General features: G+C 60.7%; 13 protein-coding genes and 1 riboswitch. Of the genes, 3 read left to right on the top strand and 10 right to left on the bottom strand.

The window, feature by feature from the left end; genetic code table 11:
- Positions 1–31: 31 nt before the first annotated feature.
- A complete protein-coding gene (locus AAHE99_RS17700) occupies positions 32–3619 on the top strand; it encodes a hydantoinase B/oxoprolinase family protein (protein ID WP_342118664.1) in 3588 nt (1195 codons plus the stop codon).
- Here the strand turns inward: AAHE99_RS17700 and AAHE99_RS17695 are convergent.
- Both AAHE99_RS17695 and AAHE99_RS17690 read right to left on the bottom strand, forming a co-directional pair.
- A complete protein-coding gene (locus tag AAHE99_RS17695; RefSeq protein WP_342118663.1) occupies positions 3616–5253 on the bottom strand; it encodes a tetratricopeptide repeat protein in 1638 nt (545 codons plus the stop codon). The genes AAHE99_RS17700 and AAHE99_RS17695 overlap by 4 nt on opposite strands.
- A 10-nt stretch (positions 5254–5263) precedes the next feature.
- A complete protein-coding gene (locus tag AAHE99_RS17690; protein WP_342118662.1) occupies positions 5264–6874 on the bottom strand; it encodes a tetratricopeptide repeat protein in 1611 nt (536 codons plus the stop codon).
- Positions 6875–7073: 199 nt separating this feature from the next.
- Between AAHE99_RS17690 and purL the strand changes: the two genes are divergently transcribed.
- Positions 7074–11117 carry a phosphoribosylformylglycinamidine synthase gene (gene purL, locus AAHE99_RS17685; RefSeq protein ID WP_342118661.1) on the top strand — a complete coding sequence of 1348 codons (4044 nt, stop codon included), beginning with the start codon at positions 7074–7076 and terminating at the stop codon, positions 11115–11117.
- 87 nt (positions 11118–11204) lie between these two features.
- On the opposite strand, the gene AAHE99_RS17680 is transcribed toward purL, so the two are convergent.
- The 7 genes from AAHE99_RS17680 to AAHE99_RS17650 form a co-directional block, all read right to left on the bottom strand.
- Positions 11205–11858 carry a DNA alkylation repair protein gene (locus AAHE99_RS17680; protein ID WP_342118660.1) on the bottom strand — a complete coding sequence of 218 codons (654 nt, stop codon included), beginning with the start codon at positions 11856–11858 and terminating at the stop codon, positions 11205–11207.
- 46 nt (positions 11859–11904) lie between these two features.
- A complete protein-coding gene (locus AAHE99_RS17675; RefSeq protein WP_342118659.1) occupies positions 11905–12681 on the bottom strand; it encodes a peptidylprolyl isomerase in 777 nt (258 codons plus the stop codon).
- A 62-nt stretch (positions 12682–12743) separates the two neighbouring features.
- Positions 12744–13523 (bottom strand): peptidylprolyl isomerase, encoded by a 780-nt coding sequence (locus AAHE99_RS17670; RefSeq protein WP_342118658.1) that lies wholly within the window; start codon positions 13521–13523, stop codon positions 12744–12746.
- Between the two features lie 125 nt (positions 13524–13648).
- Positions 13649–13921: a BolA family protein gene (locus AAHE99_RS17665; protein ID WP_342118657.1), complete on the bottom strand. Its 273-nt coding sequence runs from the start codon at positions 13919–13921 to the stop codon at positions 13649–13651.
- A complete protein-coding gene (locus tag AAHE99_RS17660; protein ID WP_342118656.1) occupies positions 13918–14547 on the bottom strand; it encodes a septation protein A in 630 nt (209 codons plus the stop codon). Before AAHE99_RS17660 ends, AAHE99_RS17665 begins: the two co-directional genes overlap by 4 nt.
- Positions 14548–14551: 4 nt before the next feature.
- Positions 14552–14950 (bottom strand): peptide-methionine (R)-S-oxide reductase MsrB, encoded by a 399-nt coding sequence (msrB, locus tag AAHE99_RS17655; protein ID WP_342118655.1) that lies wholly within the window; start codon positions 14948–14950, stop codon positions 14552–14554.
- Positions 14951–14959: 9 nt separating this feature from the next.
- Positions 14960–16423, bottom strand: a complete 1464-nt coding sequence (locus AAHE99_RS17650; protein ID WP_342118654.1) for a protein adenylyltransferase SelO — start codon at positions 16421–16423, stop codon at positions 14960–14962.
- A 235-nt stretch (positions 16424–16658) separates the two neighbouring features.
- Between AAHE99_RS17650 and AAHE99_RS17645 the strand changes: the two genes are divergently transcribed.
- A complete protein-coding gene (locus tag AAHE99_RS17645; protein WP_342118653.1) occupies positions 16659–17450 on the top strand; it encodes a PEP-CTERM sorting domain-containing protein in 792 nt (263 codons plus the stop codon).
- Between the two features lie 51 nt (positions 17451–17501).
- Here AAHE99_RS17645 and AAHE99_RS17640 read toward each other — a convergent pair whose 3' ends face one another.
- Positions 17502–19265 carry a S8 family serine peptidase gene (locus tag AAHE99_RS17640; protein ID WP_342118652.1) on the bottom strand — a complete coding sequence of 588 codons (1764 nt, stop codon included), beginning with the start codon at positions 19263–19265 and terminating at the stop codon, positions 17502–17504.
- 104 nt (positions 19266–19369) lie between these two features.
- Positions 19370–19458: riboswitch (cyclic di-GMP riboswitch) on the bottom strand.
- Positions 19459–19718: the final 260 nt, after the last annotated feature.

Here is a 19718-nt window from a genome sequence, read left to right as displayed (position 1 = left end):
TAGCGGCTTCACGACTAGCGCGAGGCAGGCAATGGATTGGCAATTCTGGATCGACCGTGGCGGCACTTTCACCGATATCGTGGCTCGCCGCCCCGACGGCAGCCTGACCACGCATAAGCTGCTGTCGGAAAGCCCCGAGCAATACCGTGACGCCGCGATCGCCGGCATCCGCCATTTGCTCGGCGTCGGCTCAGGCGCGGCAATCCCCGTCGAGCAGGTGGAAGCGGTCAAGATGGGGACCACGGTCGCCACCAATGCACTGCTGGAGCGCAAGGGCGAGCCAACCGTGCTCGCCATCACGCGCGGCTTCCGCGATGCCCTGCGCATCGCCTACCAGAACCGCCCACGCCTGTTTGACCGCCATATCGTCCTGCCCGAGCTGTTGTACCAGCACGTCGTAGAAATCGACGAACGTATGGGCGCCCACGGCGAAATCGTGCGGGCGCTGGACGCTGCCGCTGCCCGCGCCGGCCTGCAAGCACATTACGACCAGGGACTGCGCTCAATCGCCATCGTCCTGATGCACGGTTACCGCTTTACCGCGCACGAGGCTGCGCTGGCCGAATTGGCGCGCGAGATCGGCTACACGCAGATCTCGGTATCGCACCAGGTCAGCCCGATGATGAAACTGGTCGCGCGCGGCGACACGACGGTGGTCGACGCCTACCTGTCGCCCATCCTGCGCCGCTATGTGGACCAGGTCGCATCCGAGCTGCCCGGCGTGAACCTCCAGTTCATGCAATCGAACGGCGGCCTGACCGATGCCCGCACCTTCCAGGGCAAGGATTCGATCCTGAGCGGCCCGGCCGGCGGTATAGTTGGCATGGTGCGCGCCAGCCGCGCGGCGGGATTCGAAAAAATCATTGGCTTCGACATGGGCGGCACGTCTACCGACGTGTCGCACTTCTCGGGCGAATTCGAGCGCGTGTTTGAAACCCAGGTCGCCGGGGTGCGCATGCGCGCGCCGATGATGAGCATCCACACCGTTGCAGCCGGCGGCGGCTCGATCCTGCATTTCGACGGCAGCCGTTTCCGCGTCGGCCCGGACAGCGCCGGAGCCGACCCTGGCCCGGCCAGCTACCGCCGCGGCGGCCCACTGGCCGTCACCGATTGCAACGTCATGCTGGGCAAGATCCAGCCTGACTTCTTCCCTAAATTGTTTGGCAGCGATGGCGCGCAAGCGCTGGACGCCGCCACCGTGCGCGAGAAGTTCGCCGCCATGGCAACGGAAATCCAGTCCACTCCCGAACAGGTTGCCGAGGGCTTCATCGATATCGCCGTCGGCAATATGGCCAATGCCATCAAGCAGATCTCGGTGCAGCGCGGCCACGACGTGACGGAATACGCGCTGACCAGCTTTGGCGGCGCTGGCGGCCAGCACGCTTGCCTGGTGGCGGATGCGCTGGGCATGAAGACGGTATTCATCCATTCCCTGGCCGGCGTGTTGTCGGCCTACGGCATGGGCCTCGCCGACCAGACCGCGATGCGCGAAAGCGCGGTTGAAATCCGCCTGTCGCCCGAAGCCTTGCCGACGCTGGAAACCCGCCTGCAGGCTCTGGGCGCCGATGCCGTGGCCGCCCTGCACGCGCAAGGCGTGGCTGACGCGCGCATCAGCGTCGTGCGCCGCGCCCACTTGCGTTACGAGGGCACCGATTCTGCGTTGATCGTTCTGTACGACACGCTGGATAGCATGAAGGCCCAGTTCGAGGCCGCCTACCGCAAGCGCTTCTCCTTCCTGATGCCTGCCAAGGCGCTGGTTGTGGAGGCAGTCTCCGTCGAGGCCATCGGCAAATCGGACGCACCGGCCGAAGCGGCGCCGCAACAGGCCCCGCGCCACACACCGCTGGCGCCAAGCCAGATGGTGCGCATGTACAGTGCCGGCCAGTGGCACGACACCGGCCTGTTCAAGCGCGACACCACGCGAATTGGCGACATCATCAAAGGTCCTGCCATCATCGCCGAAGCGAATGCCACCACGATTGTGGAGCCAGGCTGGCAAGCCGAAGTCACGCCGCAGGACCACCTGGTGCTGACCCGGGTTGAAGCGCTGCCGGCGCGCCGCGCCATCGGCACGACTGCCGATCCGGTGATGCTGGAGATCTTCAACAACCTGTTCATGTCGATTGCCGAGCAAATGGGCCTGCGCCTGCAGAATACTGCCTACTCGGTCAACATCAAGGAGCGCCTCGACTTCAGCTGCGCGATTTTCGACGCCGATGGCAACCTGATCGCCAACGCACCGCATATGCCGGTGCACCTTGGCTCGATGGGCGAGAGCATCAAGACTGTCATGCGCGAGAACGCCGGCAAGATGCATCCCGGCGACGTCTACATGCTGAACGACCCGTACAACGGCGGCACCCATCTTCCTGACGTCACCGTCATCACGCCGGTGTTCGACGAAACTGGCAGCGAAATTTTGTTCTACGTCGGCTCGCGCGGCCACCACGCCGACATTGGCGGCAGCACGCCCGGCTCGATGCCGCCCGACTCGCGCAGCATCGAAGAAGAGGGCGTACTGATCAACAACTTCAAGCTGGTCGATGGCGCCAGCGGCAGCCAGTTGCGGGACGCGGAAGCACGCGCCTTGCTTGCCAGCGCGCGCTATCCGGCGCGCAATCCGGACCAGAATATGGCCGACTTCCGTGCCCAGGTGGCCGCCAACCAGAAGGGCGTCGAGGAGCTGCGCCGGATGGTCGCGCATTTCGGTCTGGATGTGGTGCGCGCCTACATGGGTCACGTGCAGGACAACGCCGAGGAAGCAGTGCGCCGCGTGATCAGCGCCCTGCGCGATGGCAGCTACGAATTGAAACTCGATAACGGCGCCGTGATCCATGTCGCCGTGCGCGTCAACGCCGCCGACCGCAGCGCGGAAATCGATTTCACCGGCACCTCCGGCCAGCTCGATAACAACTTCAACGCGCCGTCCGCCGTGTGCATGGCGGCGGTCCTGTACGTGTTCCGCACGTTGGTGAACGATGAGATCCCACTCAACGCAGGTTGCCTGAAACCGCTGCACGTCATCATCCCGCCCGGCTCGATGCTGAACCCGCACTATCCAGCCTCGGTGGTGTCGGGCAACGTGGAAACTTCTACCTGCATCACCAATGCGCTATATGGCGCGCTGGGCGTGCAGGGCGCTTCGCAGGGCACGATGAACAACTTCACTTTCGGTAACGCCAGGTACCAGTACTACGAAACCATCAGCGGCGGCTCCGGTGCCGGGGATGGCTTCAACGGGACCGATGTGGTGCAGACGAACATGACCAACTCGCGCCTGACCGATCCGGAAATCCTGGAGTTCCGTTTCCCGGTGCGGTTGGAAAGCTACGAGATCCGCCGTGGTTCCGGCGGAGCAGGGCGCTGGCACGGCGGCAATGGCGGCGTGCGCAAAGTGCGCTTCCTCGAGCAGATGACGGCCGCCATCCTGTCCAACAACCGTATCCACGCCCCGTTTGGCATGGCCGGCGGCGCCCCCGGTGCGCTGGGACGCAATTCCGTGCTGCGCGCCGACGGCAGCATCGAGCAGCTGGGCCACATCGGCAAAACCGATATGCAGCCCGGCGATATATTCGTGGTGGAGACGCCCGGTGGCGGCGGCTACGGCCCGGCCGATTAAGCCGTCGTCGAAATACCGTACTTGCGCTGGGTCCCTGCGTACTGGATCAGCAGGGTTTCCAGCGCAGGGCTGTCCGGATCGAGGCGGCGGATACGGTTGATCAGGGTGCCGGCCTGTTCGCCCAGCGGCGCCTCCCAACCCAGTTCGTCCAGCTGGCGCAGGATGGCGCCAACCGCCGCGTACAGCACCTTCAGGTTGCCCGGCGTACGGCGCAGGGCCTGGTGCAGGGTCGCCACAGCGGCGCGATGGTCGCCCTGGCGCGCCATGGCTTCCGCCTCGGTGACCAGTTCCTGCATGACGTTGTCGATCTTGTCGCCGACGCCGCGCGCCAGGTCGTGGCGGCCGGCCTTCTCGAATACGCCGACCGCTTCTTCCATCGTAATCGGCTTGTCGTTGTCGTTCATCATATGCATGACGACATCCGCCGCATCCTTGTCCAGCCGGTGTTTGAGGCAGGAGTTCACCAGCCCAAGGCGCAGCTGGTTGGAGAGCCCGCGTGCCATGCCCACCGCCGTAACGGCGTTCGACAATTCGGACGCCGCCTCGGTTGCATGCCCGGTCACGTCCAGCAGCAGCGCCGACGAAATATGCTTGCAGACTTCCGTATTGGCGCTGGCGCGCAAGGTGCGCTCCATATCGCGGATCACGTTGGAAGCCTGGTTGACGTCTCCCTTGCGCACCAGGGCGCGCACCAGGTTGACATGGTCCTCCGGATCGCGGAACTCCGAATAACGCGCCTTTGTCACAACCTGGCGGAAGGCCTTCTCGGCGGCGCTGATATCGCCCGTCTCATAAGCCACTTCGCCCAGGTGGCGCAAACGCTGCACCAGGTGCGGCGACAGCGCGACCGCGTCTTCCAGGATCTTCTTGGCCTGCGGCGCCTGGCCCATCGCCTCGTAGGTGCGCGCCAGCAGGTCGTAGGCACCCATCAGGTTGGGATTGATTTCCAGCGCCCGCTCTAGCGTCTGCATCGCCTCGTCATAACGCTCAAGGCCGAACTGGCAGCGCGCCACACCGAGCTGCGCCCAGCCCAGATGGCGGCCCGCCAGTGCGGTCTGGTACACGAGTTCAGCCTCCGCCAGCTCGCCCAGTTCAACGTGCATCTCGGCGCGCAGGCGCGCGAAATCGGTCGCGAAGCGCGGGTTGCTCGCTTCCGCTTCCTGGCAGGCGGCGATTGCTTCGCGCTGCTGGCCCTGGGCGATGAGCTGGTAGATATGCATGAACACCGCACGGCGGTCGACGGCGCGGGCAATGCGCTGCATCAGGGCGTCGACGGTGAATGGCTTCAGGACGTAGTCGGTCGGCACCAGTTCAGCCGCGCCCATCACCTTGCTCTGGACCGCCTCGGAGGTCAACATGATAAAGATGGTGGAGCGGTCGATCAGCTTATTGTGGCGCAAATCTTCCAGCAACTGCTGGCCATCCTGGCCGCTATCCTCATTGCCACTGCCAAGGTCAAACTCGCAAAGGATCACATCGAAGCGCTTGTTGGCGAGCTGGCGGATAGCCGTACCCGAGCTGACGGCGTACTCGATCCGCGTGACCGAGGCCTGGTTCAGCATATTGTGCAGGTTGCCCCGCATCGCCGGGTTGGGGTCGATGATCAGCACCGACAGGTCGCTATACGATTGCATTGAACCTTCTCTATTGTTTACCACGCAGGGCCACATACTGTGATGATAGCGCAGCCAGCATCGGATGTTGCGGATCTGCCTTGCGCATGCGGATCAGCAGGGCGGCGCATTGCTCGCCCAAAGCCGCCTCCCAGCCGCTATCGACCATCAGGCGCAGCATGGCGGAGGCGAGGGCGGAAAGCAGGCCGGCATTCTCTGGCCGCCGCTTGACCGCGACTTGCAGCACCTGGATGGCGCCGCGCTGGTCGCCCTGGCCGCTGCGCGCGGCAGCCTGGCGCACCAGGCCGTCCAGGTAGCGTTCAACGCTGTCGCCTTCGTTTTGCGCCAGTTCGGCGCGCCCTGCGCGTTCGTAGACGGCATTTGCGTCAGCCTCCGACACGCCGCTGGAAGGATCGCTGGCCAGCGCATCAAGCAATTCCATGCCCTGCGCATCCATCCCGTGTTGCAGGCAGCTTTGTGCCAGTCCCAATTTCAGGCCGCTGGATAGCCCCTTGGCCTCGCTGACGGCGGCCAGTGCGTTGGCCAGTTCTTTTTGCGCAGCTTCGTCCTTCCCATTCAAACCCTGCACCAGTGCGGCGGAAAAGGCCTTGCAGGCGTCTGTGGCCGCACCGGGCCGCGCCGAGCGTTCAAGATCGCGCAGCACGTTGGCAGCACCGGCCGCATCGCCTTTTTGCACCAGGGCGCGCACCAGGTTGACGTGATCTTCCGGATCGCGGAATTCGGAATACTTCGACTTGGCCACCACTTGCTTGAAGGTTTTCTCGGCCGCTTCGATATCGCCGGCGTCGAACGCCACCTGGCCCAGGTGGCGCAGGCGACGCACCATATGCGGCGAGATGGACACCGCCGCTTCCAGCGCGGCACGCGCTTCGGCGGGCTGGCCAAGCGCCTGCTGCGCACGCGCCATCAGGTCATAGGCAGCCATGAATTTCGGATTCTCATCGATCAGGCGCTGCAGCGTTTCAACGGCCTCCTCAAACTGGTCCTGCTGGAACTGGCAGCGCGCCAGCCCCAGCTGCGCCCAGCCCAGCGGCCGGACCTCCAGGATTTCGCGGTAGATGGCTGCCGCCTGGTCCATTTCGCCCAGCCCCATATGGGCTTCGGCACGCAGGCGCGCGCATTCTGTGGCGTAGCGCGGATTCGCAGCGGCCGACACTTCACTGGCCAGGATGGCTTCGCGCAGGCGGCCCTGTTCCATCATCTGGTGCACCGGCAGCAGGGCAGTGCGGCGGTCCACGGCGCGCGCGATGCGTTGCGCCAGCACGTCCACGGTGAACGGCTTGAGGATGTAATCGGTCGGCGTCAGCTCCGCTGCGCTCACCACCTTGCTATAGACGCCTTCGGTGGTCAGCATGATGAAAATGGTGGAGGGGAAGATCAGCTTATGGTGGCGCAAGTCCTCCAGCAACTGCTGGCCGTCCTGCCCCTGTTCGGAGCCGAGGTCGTATTCGCACAGGATCAGGTCGAACGACTTCTTTTCGAGATGGCGGATCGCCGTGCCGGCGGTGACGCCATGTTCGATGCGCGAGATGCCCAATTGCGTCAGCATATTGTGCAAACCAGTGCGCATATGCTGGTTGGGATCGATGATGAGGACCGACAGGGCGCTATATTCTTGCATTTTTTGGGCAGGAAGCTGTCATAGGAGGGAGAATACTCCAAGGGGCGACAAAAATCAGGCACTTAGGCGACAAATGTTGCTTTCGAGCCAATCTGTGAAAGTGGTATAATGCCGCCAAATCGAAATACAGCAAGACCAGTCAGCTCGTGCACAGTATTCCTTTAATCCGCAGCTACGCTGCATTCTTCACGCCCCAACCATGTTGATTCTGCCGGGTTCCAACGCCCTGTCCTCCTTCCGTAGCCAACGCCTCCTCAACCAACTCCAAGCAGTTTTGCCGGCCATTACGTCGGTCCAAGCCCGCTTTATCCACTTCGTGGATTCCGCTTCGGCCCTGTCCGAAGACGACCTGAACCGCATGAACGGCCTGCTGACCTATGGTGAGCCAGCCCTGCCGGAGCAGGCCGATGGAGTGGTGGAAGAGTTCGTGGTTATCCCGCGCTTCGGCACTATTTCGCCGTGGGCTTCCAAAGCCACCGATATCGTGCACAACTGCGGCATGGCCCATATCCACCGCGTCGAACGTGGCGTGGCTTACCGCATCAACCTGAAGGGCGGCATCCTGGGCACCGGCCTGGGCGCGGCCAAGAAGCTGGATGCGGAGCAGGTGCAGGCCGTGGCAGCACTGCTGCACGACCGCATGACCGAGTCGGTCCTGCGTCACCCTGACCAGGCCGCCGGCCTGTTCAGCAGCCTGGAAGCCAAGCCGCTGGAATCCATTGACGTGATGGGCGCCGGCCGTATGGCGCTGGAAAAGGCGAATACCGACCTGGGCCTGGCGATGTCGGACGACGAGATCGACTACCTGCTGGAGGCGTTCACCAACGCCAAGCGCAACCCGACCGACGTGGAACTGATGATGTTCGCACAGGCGAACTCGGAGCACTGCCGCCACAAGATCTTCAACGCCGACTGGACCATTGACGGCGTTGCCCAGGACAAGTCGCTGTTCAAGATGATCAAGAACACGCACGAGAAGAACCCGCGCGGCACCGTGGTGGCTTACTCGGACAACTCGTCGATCATCGAAGGCGCCGAAGTTACCCGTTTCTACCCGCGCGAAGGCCAGGAATACGCGCCTTCGACCGAGCTGGTGCACACCCTGATGAAGGTGGAGACCCACAACCACCCGACCGCGATTTCCCCGTTCCCAGGCGCCTCCACCGGCGCCGGCGGCGAGATCCGCGACGAAGGCGCGACTGGCCGCGGTTCCAAGCCGAAGGCTGGCCTGACCGGCTTCACCGTCTCCAACCTGATGATCCCTGGCGCGGTGCAGGCCTGGGAAAATGCCGCCGATGTGACGGCTCCGGTAGGCAAGCGCGACGAAAGCCAGGTGTACGGCAAGCCAGAGCGCATCGCCTCGGCGCTGCAGATCATGATTGAAGGCCCGCTGGGCGGCGCCGCGTTCTCGAACGAGTTCGGCCGTCCGGTACTGGCTGGCTACTTCCGTACCTACGAGCAGAATATCGGCCAGCAGTTCGCCGGCGGCAAAGACGCCGTGATGGGCTACCATAAGCCGATCATGATTGCTGGTGGTATTGGCAATATTTCGGCCTCCCACACCCACAAGAACGACATCCCGGTTGGTAGCCTGCTGATCCAGCTGGGCGGCCCTGGCATGCGTATTGGTATGGGTGGTTCGGCGGCGTCTTCGATGGCGACCGGCACCAATACCGCCGACCTGGACTTTGATTCCGTCCAGCGCGGCAATCCGGAAATGGAACGCCGTGCCCAGGAAGTCATCAACGGCTGCTGGCAGCTGGCTGACAAGAATCCGATCATCTCGATCCACGACGTGGGCGCGGGTGGCCTGTCCAACGCCTTCCCGGAAATCACCAACGACGCCAAGCGCGGTGCGATTTTCGACCTACGCAAGGTGCCGCTGGAAGAGTCCGGCATGGCGCCGAAAGAGATTTGGTCCAACGAATCGCAGGAACGCTATGTGCTGGCGATCGCCCCGAGCGACCTGGCCGTGTTCCAGGCCCTGTGCGAGCGCGAGCGCTGCCCGTTCGCCGTGGTTGGCGTGGCGACCGAAGAGCGCCAGTTGAAGGTAATTGACCAGGAAATGGGCAATAATCCGGTCGATATGCCGATGGAAGTCCTGCTCGGCAAGCCGCCTAAGATGCACCGCGATGTGCACCATGTGCAGAACGACCTGCCGGCAATCGACCTGACCGGTATCGAACTGGAAGAAGCCGCCAGGCGCGTGCTGCTGCTGCCAACCGTGGCCGACAAGAGCTTCCTGATCACCATCGGCGACCGTACCGTGGGCGGCATGTCCGTGCGCGACCAGATGGTTGGCCCATGGCAGGTGCCGGTGGCCGACTGCGCGGTGACCACCCTGAGCTACGAAGGCTATGTGGGCGAAGCGATGGCCATGGGCGAGCGTACCCCGCTGGCCGTGATCGACGCGCCAGCCTCCGGCCGTATGGCAGTGGGCGAGACCGTCACCAACTTGGCCGCAGCGCCGATCGCCGACATCTCCGACATCAAGCTGTCGGCCAACTGGATGGCGGCCTGCGGCCAGCCAGGCCAGGATGCGGCCCTGTTCGACACCGTCAAGGCGGTTGGAATGGAACTGTGCCCGGCCCTGGGCCTGTCGATCCCGGTCGGCAAGGATTCCCTGTCCATGCGCACCACCTGGAAGGATGAAGGCGCCGACAAGGCGGTTATCTCGCCGGTATCCCTGATCGTTTCCGGCTTCTCGCCAGTGTATGACGTGCGCAAGTCGCTGACTCCGCAGATCCGCACCGATCTGGGTGAAACTTCGCTGATCGTCATCGATCTGGGCCGCGGCAAGAACCGTATGGGCGCCTCCGCCCTGGCCCAGGTCATGGGCCAGCTGGGCAATGCCGCTCCGGACGTGGATTCGCCGGAAGACCTGAAAGGCTTCTTCAATGCGATCCAGCAGCTGAACAAGGAGGGCAAGATCCTGGCTTACCACGACCGTTCCGACGGCGGCCTGTACGCGACCCTGGTGGAAATGGCCTTTGCCGGCCGTTCCGGCCTGTCCATCAACCTGGACATGCTGACCCTGGGCGAGGAAGGAACCATGGACCACGGCGATGCCAAGAACTGGGCCGGCCAGGTGGCCGAGCGCCGCAACGAGCTGACCCTGTCCGCCCTGTTCAACGAGGAACTCGGTGCGGTGATCCAGGTGCGCGCCGACGAGAAATCGGCCGTTATGGACGTGCTGCGTTCCTTCAACCTTGGCGCTTGCAGCCATATCATCGGCAAGCCAAACGACCGTGGCGTGATCGAGTTCACCCGCGACGCCAAGATCATCTACAACAAGCCGCGTGCCGAACTGCACCGCCTGTGGAGCGAAACCAGCTGGCGTATTTCCCGCGTGCGCGAGAATCCTGCCACGGCGGATGCCGAATACGACCGCCTGCTGGACGAAACCGATCCAGGCATGCAGCCGAAAATCACCTTCGACATGGCGGAGAACGTCGCAGCGCCATTCCTGGCCACCGGCGTGCGTCCGCGTGTTGCCATCCTGCGTGAGCAGGGCGTCAACTCGCATATCGAAACCGCATGGGCCATGCACCGCGCCGGCTTTAGCGCCGTCGACGTGCATATGAGCGACCTGATTTCCCGCCGTGTTTCCCTGGATGATTTCCAGGGCATTATCGCCGTCGGTGGTTTCTCTTATGGCGACGTATTGGGCGCGGGTGAAGGCTGGGCTAAATCCATCCTGTTTAATCCGGAAATGGCGGAGCAATTCCAGAAATTCTTCCACCGCACCGATACTTTCGGCCTCGGTATTTGCAATGGCTGCCAGATGATGTCGAACCTGAAATCGCTGATTCCAGGTGCGCATGCATGGCCTAAATTCACCACCAATAAATCCGAGAAATTCGAAGCACGTTTCTCGATGGTGGAAGTAATGGATTCGCCTTCGATTTTCCTGCAAGGCATGGCCGGCACCCAAACCGCAATCGCCATTGCACATGGCGAGGGCTATGCCGATTTCAGCCAGACCGGGAATATTAATGAGGTTATTGGTGCGCTGCGCTTTATCGATAATAAGGGCGCTGCCACCGAAACCTATCCATATAACCCGAATGGCGCACCTCAGGGCCTGACTTCCGTGACTACGGCCGATGGCCGCTTCACGGTGATGATGCCGCACCCAGAGCGTGTTTCCCGCACGGTGCAGAACTCGTGGCACCCGGACGGCTGGGGCGAGGATTCGCCTTGGGCGCGCATGTGGGGCAATGCCCGCAAGTTCATCGGCTAAATCGCCGACGCAAAAAAACCGGGTCCGTCCCGGTTTTTTTGTACGTGGTTCACGCCAGGGTTTGGCATGATCGCGCCAAAGCGCAGCTTACAGGTGCTTGGCTGCTTCTCTGCGGCTGAGTGCCGCGAGACATTCACCCGGACCCGCCAGGAAGCCACGCACCGCGTCCGGCGCATGCCGCGCATAGTCGCGCAACGCCCAGCCAATCGCCTTCTGGATGAAGAACTCGCGTTCGTGCGACTGGGCCAGCGCGTAGCGGAACAGGCGCTCCTCATCGGTACGCTCGCGCCAGCCGAGCTGGTGGAGCAGGGCGATCCGGCGCACCCAGAAATCGTCGTGCGCCAGCGCCTCGTCCATGCCGTGGTGATCGCCGCGCAGAATATCGCCAATAATGCCGGCCAGTCCGTCCACGCTATCCCACCACGATTTATTGCGCACCAGCGCCATTAATGGCGGCAATTCGGCGGCTGATAATGTACGCCAATTCAGCGCCAGAATATCGAGCGCGGCATATTGATATTCGCGCTGCGGCAATTCCCATAATTCTCCGGCCAGTGCAATTAATTCGCCGGCCGGCGCGGCACGCAATTCTCGTGCAATTGGGCGCACTGCAGCGCGCCGGTCTGGCGTGCCAATTCCCAGAAACTCAAATTGGTCGCGCATATAAGCGCGCATGGCCGGTGCACGGCTGGCGTCGGCCAGCGGGGCGAGGGCGGCAATAATGTCTTTGCTAGTCGGCATAATAAAAAAGCGCCCCGCAGGGCGCTTGATCAGGGCAAACCTGGAATTACTGCACTTTGGCTTTGGAAACCAGCTGGTCGCGGTATTTAGCGACATTGCGCTGAGTCAGGGACTCGGCGATTTGAGGCTTGATTTCCTCCAGGGTTGGCACTTTGGCGGCACGGGTGCCTTCGAGCTTGATCACGTGGTAGCCGAATTGCGATTGCACTGGCTTGTCGGTGATCTGGCCGTCTTTCAGGGCCACCATTGCATCGGAAAAAGGCTTCACATAGTTGCCTGGAGCTGCCCAATCCAGGTCGCCGCCATTGGCAGCCGAACCTGGGTCCTGGGAGGCCTTGGCCAGCTCTTCAAACTTGGCGCCGCCTTTCAGCTTGGCGATGATGTCGGTTGCTTCCTTTTCGGTCTTCACCAGGATGTGGCGAGCGTGGTACTCCTTGTCGCCTTTGCCAGCTTTGAACTGGTCGTAAGCGGCCTTGATTTCAGCGTCGCTCACCGGATTCTTCTTCACGTAGTCAACCAGCAGGGCGCGGACGATGATGTCCTGGCGAGCCTGCTCCAGGGCTTCTTTCACTTCCTTGTTGGCAGCTACGCCTTGCTTGGTGGCTTCCTGCACCAGGACTTCGCGGCCGATCAGCGATTTCTTGATCATTTCGCGCAGCTGTGGCGAGTCTGGCTGGCCTTGGGCGGCAGCTTGCTTCACGGCAGCTTCCATCTGGGCGGCAGGGATGGCCTTGCCGTTCACGGTAGCAATGTTCTGTGCGAAGGCAGGAGCGGCAGCAACTGCAATCAGGGCCAACAGCAGGGAGGCTGGTTTGAATTTCATTGGTGTTCCTTAGTTGAAATAAATCCGGCGCCACGTGGGCGCCGGTTCAGGTCCGTGACGGATTATTGTACTTTGGCTTTCTTCACCAGGGATTCCTGGTAAGCCTGCAGCTTGGCGCGCAGCAGCGAGTCAGCGATACGCGGCTTCACTTCTTCCAGGGTCGGCAGCTTGACTGGACGGGTGTCGTCTACCTTGATCACGTGGAAACCGCTTGGGGTTTGCACTGGCTTCTCGGTAACCTGGCCTTTTTGCAGGCTGGTGAACGCGTCAGCGAAGACTTTAGGGAAGTTGGCTGGAGTGCCCCAGTCCAGGTCGCCACCGTTGGCAGCAGAGCCGGTGTCCTTGGAGGTCTTGGCCAGGTCTTCGAACTTGGCGCCGCCTTTCAGCTTGGCGATGATGTCGTTCGCTTCCTTCTCGGTTTCCACCAGGATGTGGCGCACGTGGAATTCCTTGTCGCCTTCTGCGGCCACAGCGCGGTCGTATTCAGCCTTGATTTCGGCGTCAGCCACCGGGTTCTTCTTCACGTAGTCAGCAGCCAGGGCGTTCAGCAGGATGTCCTGACGAGCCTGTTCCAGGGCGGCGGTTACTTCTTTATTCTTGGAGAAACCTTGTTTCTCGGCTTCCTGCAGCATTACTTCGCGGCCGATCAGGGACTTCTTGATCATCTCGCGCAGTTGCGGGGAATCCTGCTGCTGGCCTTGGGCAACGACTTGCTTGACCAGGGCGTCAACTTTAGCGGACGGGATGGCTTTGCCATTAACGACAGCGGCGTTCTGGGCGAAAGCTGGAGCGGCAGCAACGGCGATAAGTGCGAGCAGCAAGCGGGCTGGCTTGAAAGTCATTTAGTTTAATTCCTACGGGAAAGTTTACTGAATTGCGGAAGAATTTGGGGCGGTTCGCCGAGATGTCTCTACTATTCTAAGATTTGAGGTTTTCTTTGAGGGTCTTCCCAAAAACTCCGCGCATATCATACTTCAGACGGTGCCAATGCGGTAATGGCTAATGCATGAATTTCTTTATGCATCATATCGTGCACGGAATCATACACCAGACGATGGCGCATGACGAGTTTCACACCTTCGAATTTATTAGAGACGATTTTCAGCCGGTAATGGCCGCCGCCGGATGCAGCGCCGGCATGGCCGGCGTGCAGTGCGGATTCATCATCCAGCTGGATTTCCTGCGGGGCCAGCGCTGCTTCCAGGCGCTCGCGGATCTTGGCCAGGCGCGGGTCGGTCATGCTTCATCCTTAATATGTTTGGACAGGTAGAAAGCCTGGGCGATAAAGAACACCAGCATCAGGCCGGTGACGCCAAAGGCTTTGAAATTGACCCAGGCGTCGTTATCGGCTTTAAACAGGACGAAGGCGACAAACAGGTTTACAAAACCCAGCACCAACCAGAAGGTAATCCACATGAAATGCAGGCGGATCCAGACGTGTTCCGGCAGCTGGACCTGCTTTTCCATCGCCAGCCGGATCAGGTTTTTATCGAAGAAGCGGTAAGCCACCAGCATGGCGGTCGCCAGTGCCCAATAAATAATCGTCGGCTTCCACTTGATGAAGTTATCGTCATGGAAGTAAATGGTCATGCCGCCGAATACAACAAACACCACCAGCGACACCCACAGCGCGCCGTCCACTTTCTTGCGGCGGGCCAGCAGGTAGAGCACCTGGGCCGCGGTGGCCAGGATGCCAACAATGGTGGCAACAATAATCGGCGCCTGCGAGGCGGGGATTGCGCCGCCGGAAACCAGGCCGCTCAAGTGGCCATTCAGCAGGGCGTGTGCAGCTTCCTGGTTGCTGCCGGCATATTTATAGCTGCCAAAGAACAGGATCAGTGGAAACAGGTCGAAGAGAAATTTCATATTTTTATTCGGACTTTGGATCGAATCGCAGCGAGGCGGAATTGACGCAATAGCGCAAACCGGTCGGTGGCGGACCATCGGGGAACACGTGGCCCAGGTGGGCGTCACATACTGCACAGATGATTTCGGTGCGCAGCATACCATGCGTGCGGTCGGTTTTCTCTATGATATTCGCGGGATCGAGGGCCTTGAAGTAGCTCGGCCAGCCGCAACCGGAGTCGAATTTCGCGTCGGACTCGAAAAGTGGCGTGTTGCAGCACACGCAGGTATAGATGCCGTGCTCATGATGGTCCCAGAATTTACCGGTGAAGGCGCGTTCTGTGGCGGCGTGGCGGGTGACCTGGTATTCCATCGGGTCGAGTTGGGCGCGCCATTCGGCGTCGGTCTTGACGACTTTATCCATTTTCTTCTCTTAAGATGAGCAGCTTACCGACAGCTGGTTCGACCAGTCCGGCGGGAAGCCTGCGTATTGTTCGTTTTCCGGCTGTTCGTCGAACGGGCGTTCGAGCAAGGCCAGCAGGCGCTCGACTTCGGAAAAGTCTTTATTCTGCGCTTTTTCGATGGCGACCTGTGCCATATAGTTTCGCAGCACATACTTGGGGTTGACCTGATCCATCGCAAGCTTACGTGCCGAATCGCTGCTGTCTTCAGCGCGCAGACGGGCTCTGTAGCTTTCGGCCCACTGGTCAAAGGCCGGGCGGTCAATGAAGAGGTCGCGCAGCGGTTCGTCGCCTTCCGGCCCACCGGCCCGCAAACCGCTCAGGCGCCGGAAGAAGATGGTGAAGTCTGCATGGCTGGCTTGCAGGATGGCGAACAGCCTGTCGAGCAGTTCGCGGTCGCCGTCCTGCACGGTCGTGAGGCCGAGCTTGGCATGCAGCAGCTGGTCGATCTGTTTGGCGAACTCGGGCTGGTATATGTCCAGCGCTTCCTGCGTCAATTCGACTTCGCCGATCAGCGGCAGCAGGGCTTGCGCCAGGGCGTAGCAATTCCAGTGGCCGATTTGCGGCTGATTGGCGTAGGAATAGCGGCCACGATCATCGCTGTGGTTGCAGATATGGTTGGCGTCGAAGCCTTCCATAAAGCCGAAAGGACCGTAGTCGAGGGTCTGGCCCAGGATCGACATATTGTCCGTGTTCATCACACCGTGCATAAAGCCGACCGCCTGCCAGTGCGCAATCATGCGCGCGGTGCGGCGGGTCACTTCTTCGAGCAGCGCGGCGTAGGGATTCTCTTCTGCGCGCAGTTCAGGGTAAAAGCGGTCGATGACATAGTCGGCCAGTTGTTTGAGCTCATCGGGCTTGCGGTTGTAATACCAATGCTCGAACGAACCGAAGCGGATGAAGGTCGGCGCCATCCGCACCACTACCGCTGCGGTCTCGATCGACTCACGCACCACACCATGGTCGGAGCCGACCACGGAAAGTGCGCGCGTGGTTGGGATGCCAAGACCGTGCATGGCTTCCGAACACAGGAATTCGCGAATCGAAGAGCGCAGGACCGCACGGCCATCGCCCATACGGGAGTAGGGCGTCATGCCGGCGCCTTTCAGCTGCAGTTCAACCGGCCCCTCAGCTGTATCAATCTCACCGAGCAGGATGGCGCGGCCGTCGCCAAGCTGGCCGGCCCAGACGCCAAACTGGTGACCGGAGTACACCGCCGCCAAAGGCTGCGATTGTTCGGCGACCCGATTGCCAACCAGGACTTCAACGCTGTCCTGGAGCGCCAGGGCCGACTGGTCCGTGCCGATCAGGCGGGCGGCGGAGGGGCTGACAGCGACCAGATACGGCGCTGGTAGCGGCGTCGGCATCAGGTGGGTGTAGAAAGCTGGCGGCAGGCCGGCAAAGGAATTCTTGAAGGGGAAAGTATTAGCACTCATGACACCCGCATTGTATCGCAGCCTCACGTGCAATGTTTGTGACCTAAGGGTAACCTAAGTGTCTAAATGGAACATATAAATTCTTGATTTTAAAAGATTTTCTGTCGAAAATTTTTACAGCATTTGACTGCGCAGTCATTATGGATGAGATTAAGTTGTTGATTTTATGTAATTTGAAGTTTCAGGCACGGATTCTGCTCCTTTACATGCATAACAACCTCAGGGGGGCCTGAAAATGAAGTCAATTAAAAAATACTGCGCATCGCTCGCTGCCGCTGCGGCGATGACACTGGGGGTGGCCGGACCAGCAATGGCCGACGTCTTTTCCATCGAGTTCCATAGTGATGGACCGCTGATCTCGGGTAGCCAGACAATCGATATGATCTCCGGGACTTTGTTTGCTACCGCGACATTTGATACCGCAGGCATGGCTGCTGGCCACGTCAAGCTGACCCTGGACGTTTCTTCTAACCTCGACGCTGGGCAGTTTGTAGCGCTATGGTATTTTTCGCTGAAAGCAGGTAAGCAAGTTTCGAATGTTGCCTACATGGCTGCAGATAGCACGGCTCCATCGGTTGATCTGGTTAATGATGTAGGTTTTGCTCTCGACAGCTACAAGGCTGACGGTGTGGGTGGCATGTTTGACTTGTTCTTCCAATATAACGGACCGGTGAACAATAACATCCCTCCTGGACTGCATGCAGTGTATGACCTGACATGCATCGGTTGCTCCGCCTCCGATTTCGATGCCGAGTCTATTTCGTCGCACAATCCTCCGAAAGCTGACGGCGGCTTCCTTGGCGCGGTGCACGTGCAAGGCCTGCCGCAGGGTAAGAGTGTCTGGCTAGGTGGCGGCACTTGCGACCCTGCTGTTGAAGACTGCGGTCCTCCAGTAATTGAATTCTGCGACGAATTCCCGACCGATCCAGCATGTATCGCACTTCCTGAGCCAGGCAGCCTGGCGATCATCGGTACCGGCCTGCTTGGCATGGCGCTCGCACGCCGTCGGCGGAACAAGTGGATTTGATACAGCCCAAATGAAAAACGGCAGCCGAGGCTGCCGTTTTTTTTCGCCGGTTTAGCGGCTTACTGTGACCGAAGAAGTGGAAGTATTGCCCGCCTTATCCCGCGCAACGGCTTGCAGCGTATGGTTGCCGCGCGCCAGCTTGTTGGTATTCCAGTTGTACGACAGGCTGGAACCAGCGCCCGACGCCACCAGGCCACCATCAATATAAAGCGACATCGAAATACCTGCGCTGCCGCTATTGTCCGAGGCATTGACCGCTACGGCAACACTGCCACGGACCGAACCCGCCACCGGGTTGGTAATGCGGACAACCGGTGCAGCCGTGTCAGCGGTCGGCTGCACGTTGGTCGCGTTGGCCACATTCACCGACACTGGGGTGGACGATGCCACGTTACCAGCCGCGTCGTAGGCGACAGCCGTCAGGGTTGACATGCCGTTGACCACGCCCTTGGTATCCCACGCAAAGCTATATGGCGCCACAGTATCGGTCGCCACCACGGTGCTGTTCACTTTGAGTTCCACGCGGGTCACGCCGACATTGTCAGACGCATTGGCGGTAACGGTTGCAGTTCCGGAAACCGTGCTGCTGGCGCCGGGGCTCGAAATCGCTACCGTCGGACGGGTGGTATCAGCCACTGGCGCGGTCGGTGCAGTGCCAGCTGCTGCAACCGCAGCAGCAGCGTTCACACGGCCGTAGCCGAAGTAGATGTCGCGGCCAGCCGCGCCCAGGTCGGTGGCGGTGGTGAACAGGATGTTTTGCACCTGGGTATTGGTCAGCGATGGGTTGGCTGCCATCACCAGCGCGCCGACCGCGGCAGCTACCGGGCTGGAGAACGAGGTGCCAGCATTCATGCCGTAGCCGCCACCACGGGTGGTGGTGTAGATGTTGGTGCCTGGGGCCGACAGCTGGACGAAGGAGCCGTAGCTGGAGAAACTGGCCTTGCCGTCCACGGTGTCGGTGGCCGACACGGCGATCATGGAATCGGTCGGGGTGAAGCCTTCGTCACGGTTGTAGTTGCCGGCGCCAACGAACACCAGGCCGCCCTTGCTCTTCATGTAGTTCGAGGCGCTGATCACGGCCGCGCTGCTTGGCAGGTAGGCGTAGCTGGCGTTGGCGATGCGGGCGCCGTGGTCGGCGGCCCAGGTGATGCCGGCGGCGATGGCCGAGTAGGAGCCCTGGCAGCCGCTGGCCGTCAGGGAACCGGTACGCACGGGCATGATCTTGGCCTTGCCGGCCACACCGGCCACGCCGATGGCGTTGTTCATGGCGGCAGCGGCGGTGCCGGCGACCTGGGTGCCGTGGCCGCAGACATCGGCGCTATTGGTGTTGTTGTCGATGGTGTTGTAGCCTGGCACGATGTTGCCCACCAGGTCAGGGTGGCTGGAATCGACACCCGAGTCAATGATGGCAATGATGACGCCCGCACCCTGGCTCTTGTCCCACGCTGTGCCTGCGCCAATTTTGCTGAGATGCCATTCGCTGCCAAAGTACGGGTCGTTGCTGGTAGCGGCAATTTCCACAACCTGATCCAGCTCGGCGAACTTGAAATGAGGATTGTGCTTGAGCTTGTTTGCGATGGCCTTCTCGGAGCCATGCGGCACATCGATGACGTGGATGTTGCTCTGGCCCAGCTTGCGGGCTTTGCCAGCGCCGTGGACCTTCATTTCTTTAGCGAACTCGTCGGCAGTCAGGCCCGCTTGGGTCTCAACGATGAGGCGGCCGGCGATAAATTGTGGATCAGCTTGGTTTGGTGCGGCGAAAGCGAGTGGGGTTGCTGCGGCGAAGATCAGAGCGGTATTGCGAAGGTTCTTCATTGAAGAGGTAGTCCTGTTTTCAAGGTTGCAGAAAAAAGGGACTGCCTCCCACCCCGCAAGGGGCGGTTGAAAATTACGTCGGGGACTTCGGTGTCTCCTGCGTATCTGGCAGTCCAGCCGTCATAGGCGCCGAAGCGTCCTTAGACCGTTGACTTTGCGTCCCACGCTTTCACGTGGTTTGCCTTTGTCAGACTTCTGAATCGATAGTAAATCAGGTTTTACCGTGTGGCAAATGAATTTCCCCGAAAGTTACGTCCTGATACAAATCAATCTGATTATTTGTGCAAAGTTGGCTTCGGTTATTGTAGTCACTAATATTCTTTAGTCAAATCAAAGAGTTAACTAATGTTGCACAGGAATTGTTATTAATAAATTGTCAGTTGGAAACGAATTAAATATTATTACCGCCCGATAATAAAAAAAGCCCGGCATAAGCCGGGCGAAAACAGGTTC

Origin of the sequence: Pseudoduganella sp. OTU4001 (assembly GCF_038440195.1) — a bacterium.
Taxonomy (GTDB): Bacteria; Pseudomonadota; Gammaproteobacteria; order Burkholderiales; family Burkholderiaceae_D; genus Rugamonas.
This window is presented reverse-complemented; position numbering and strand designations above follow the sequence as displayed.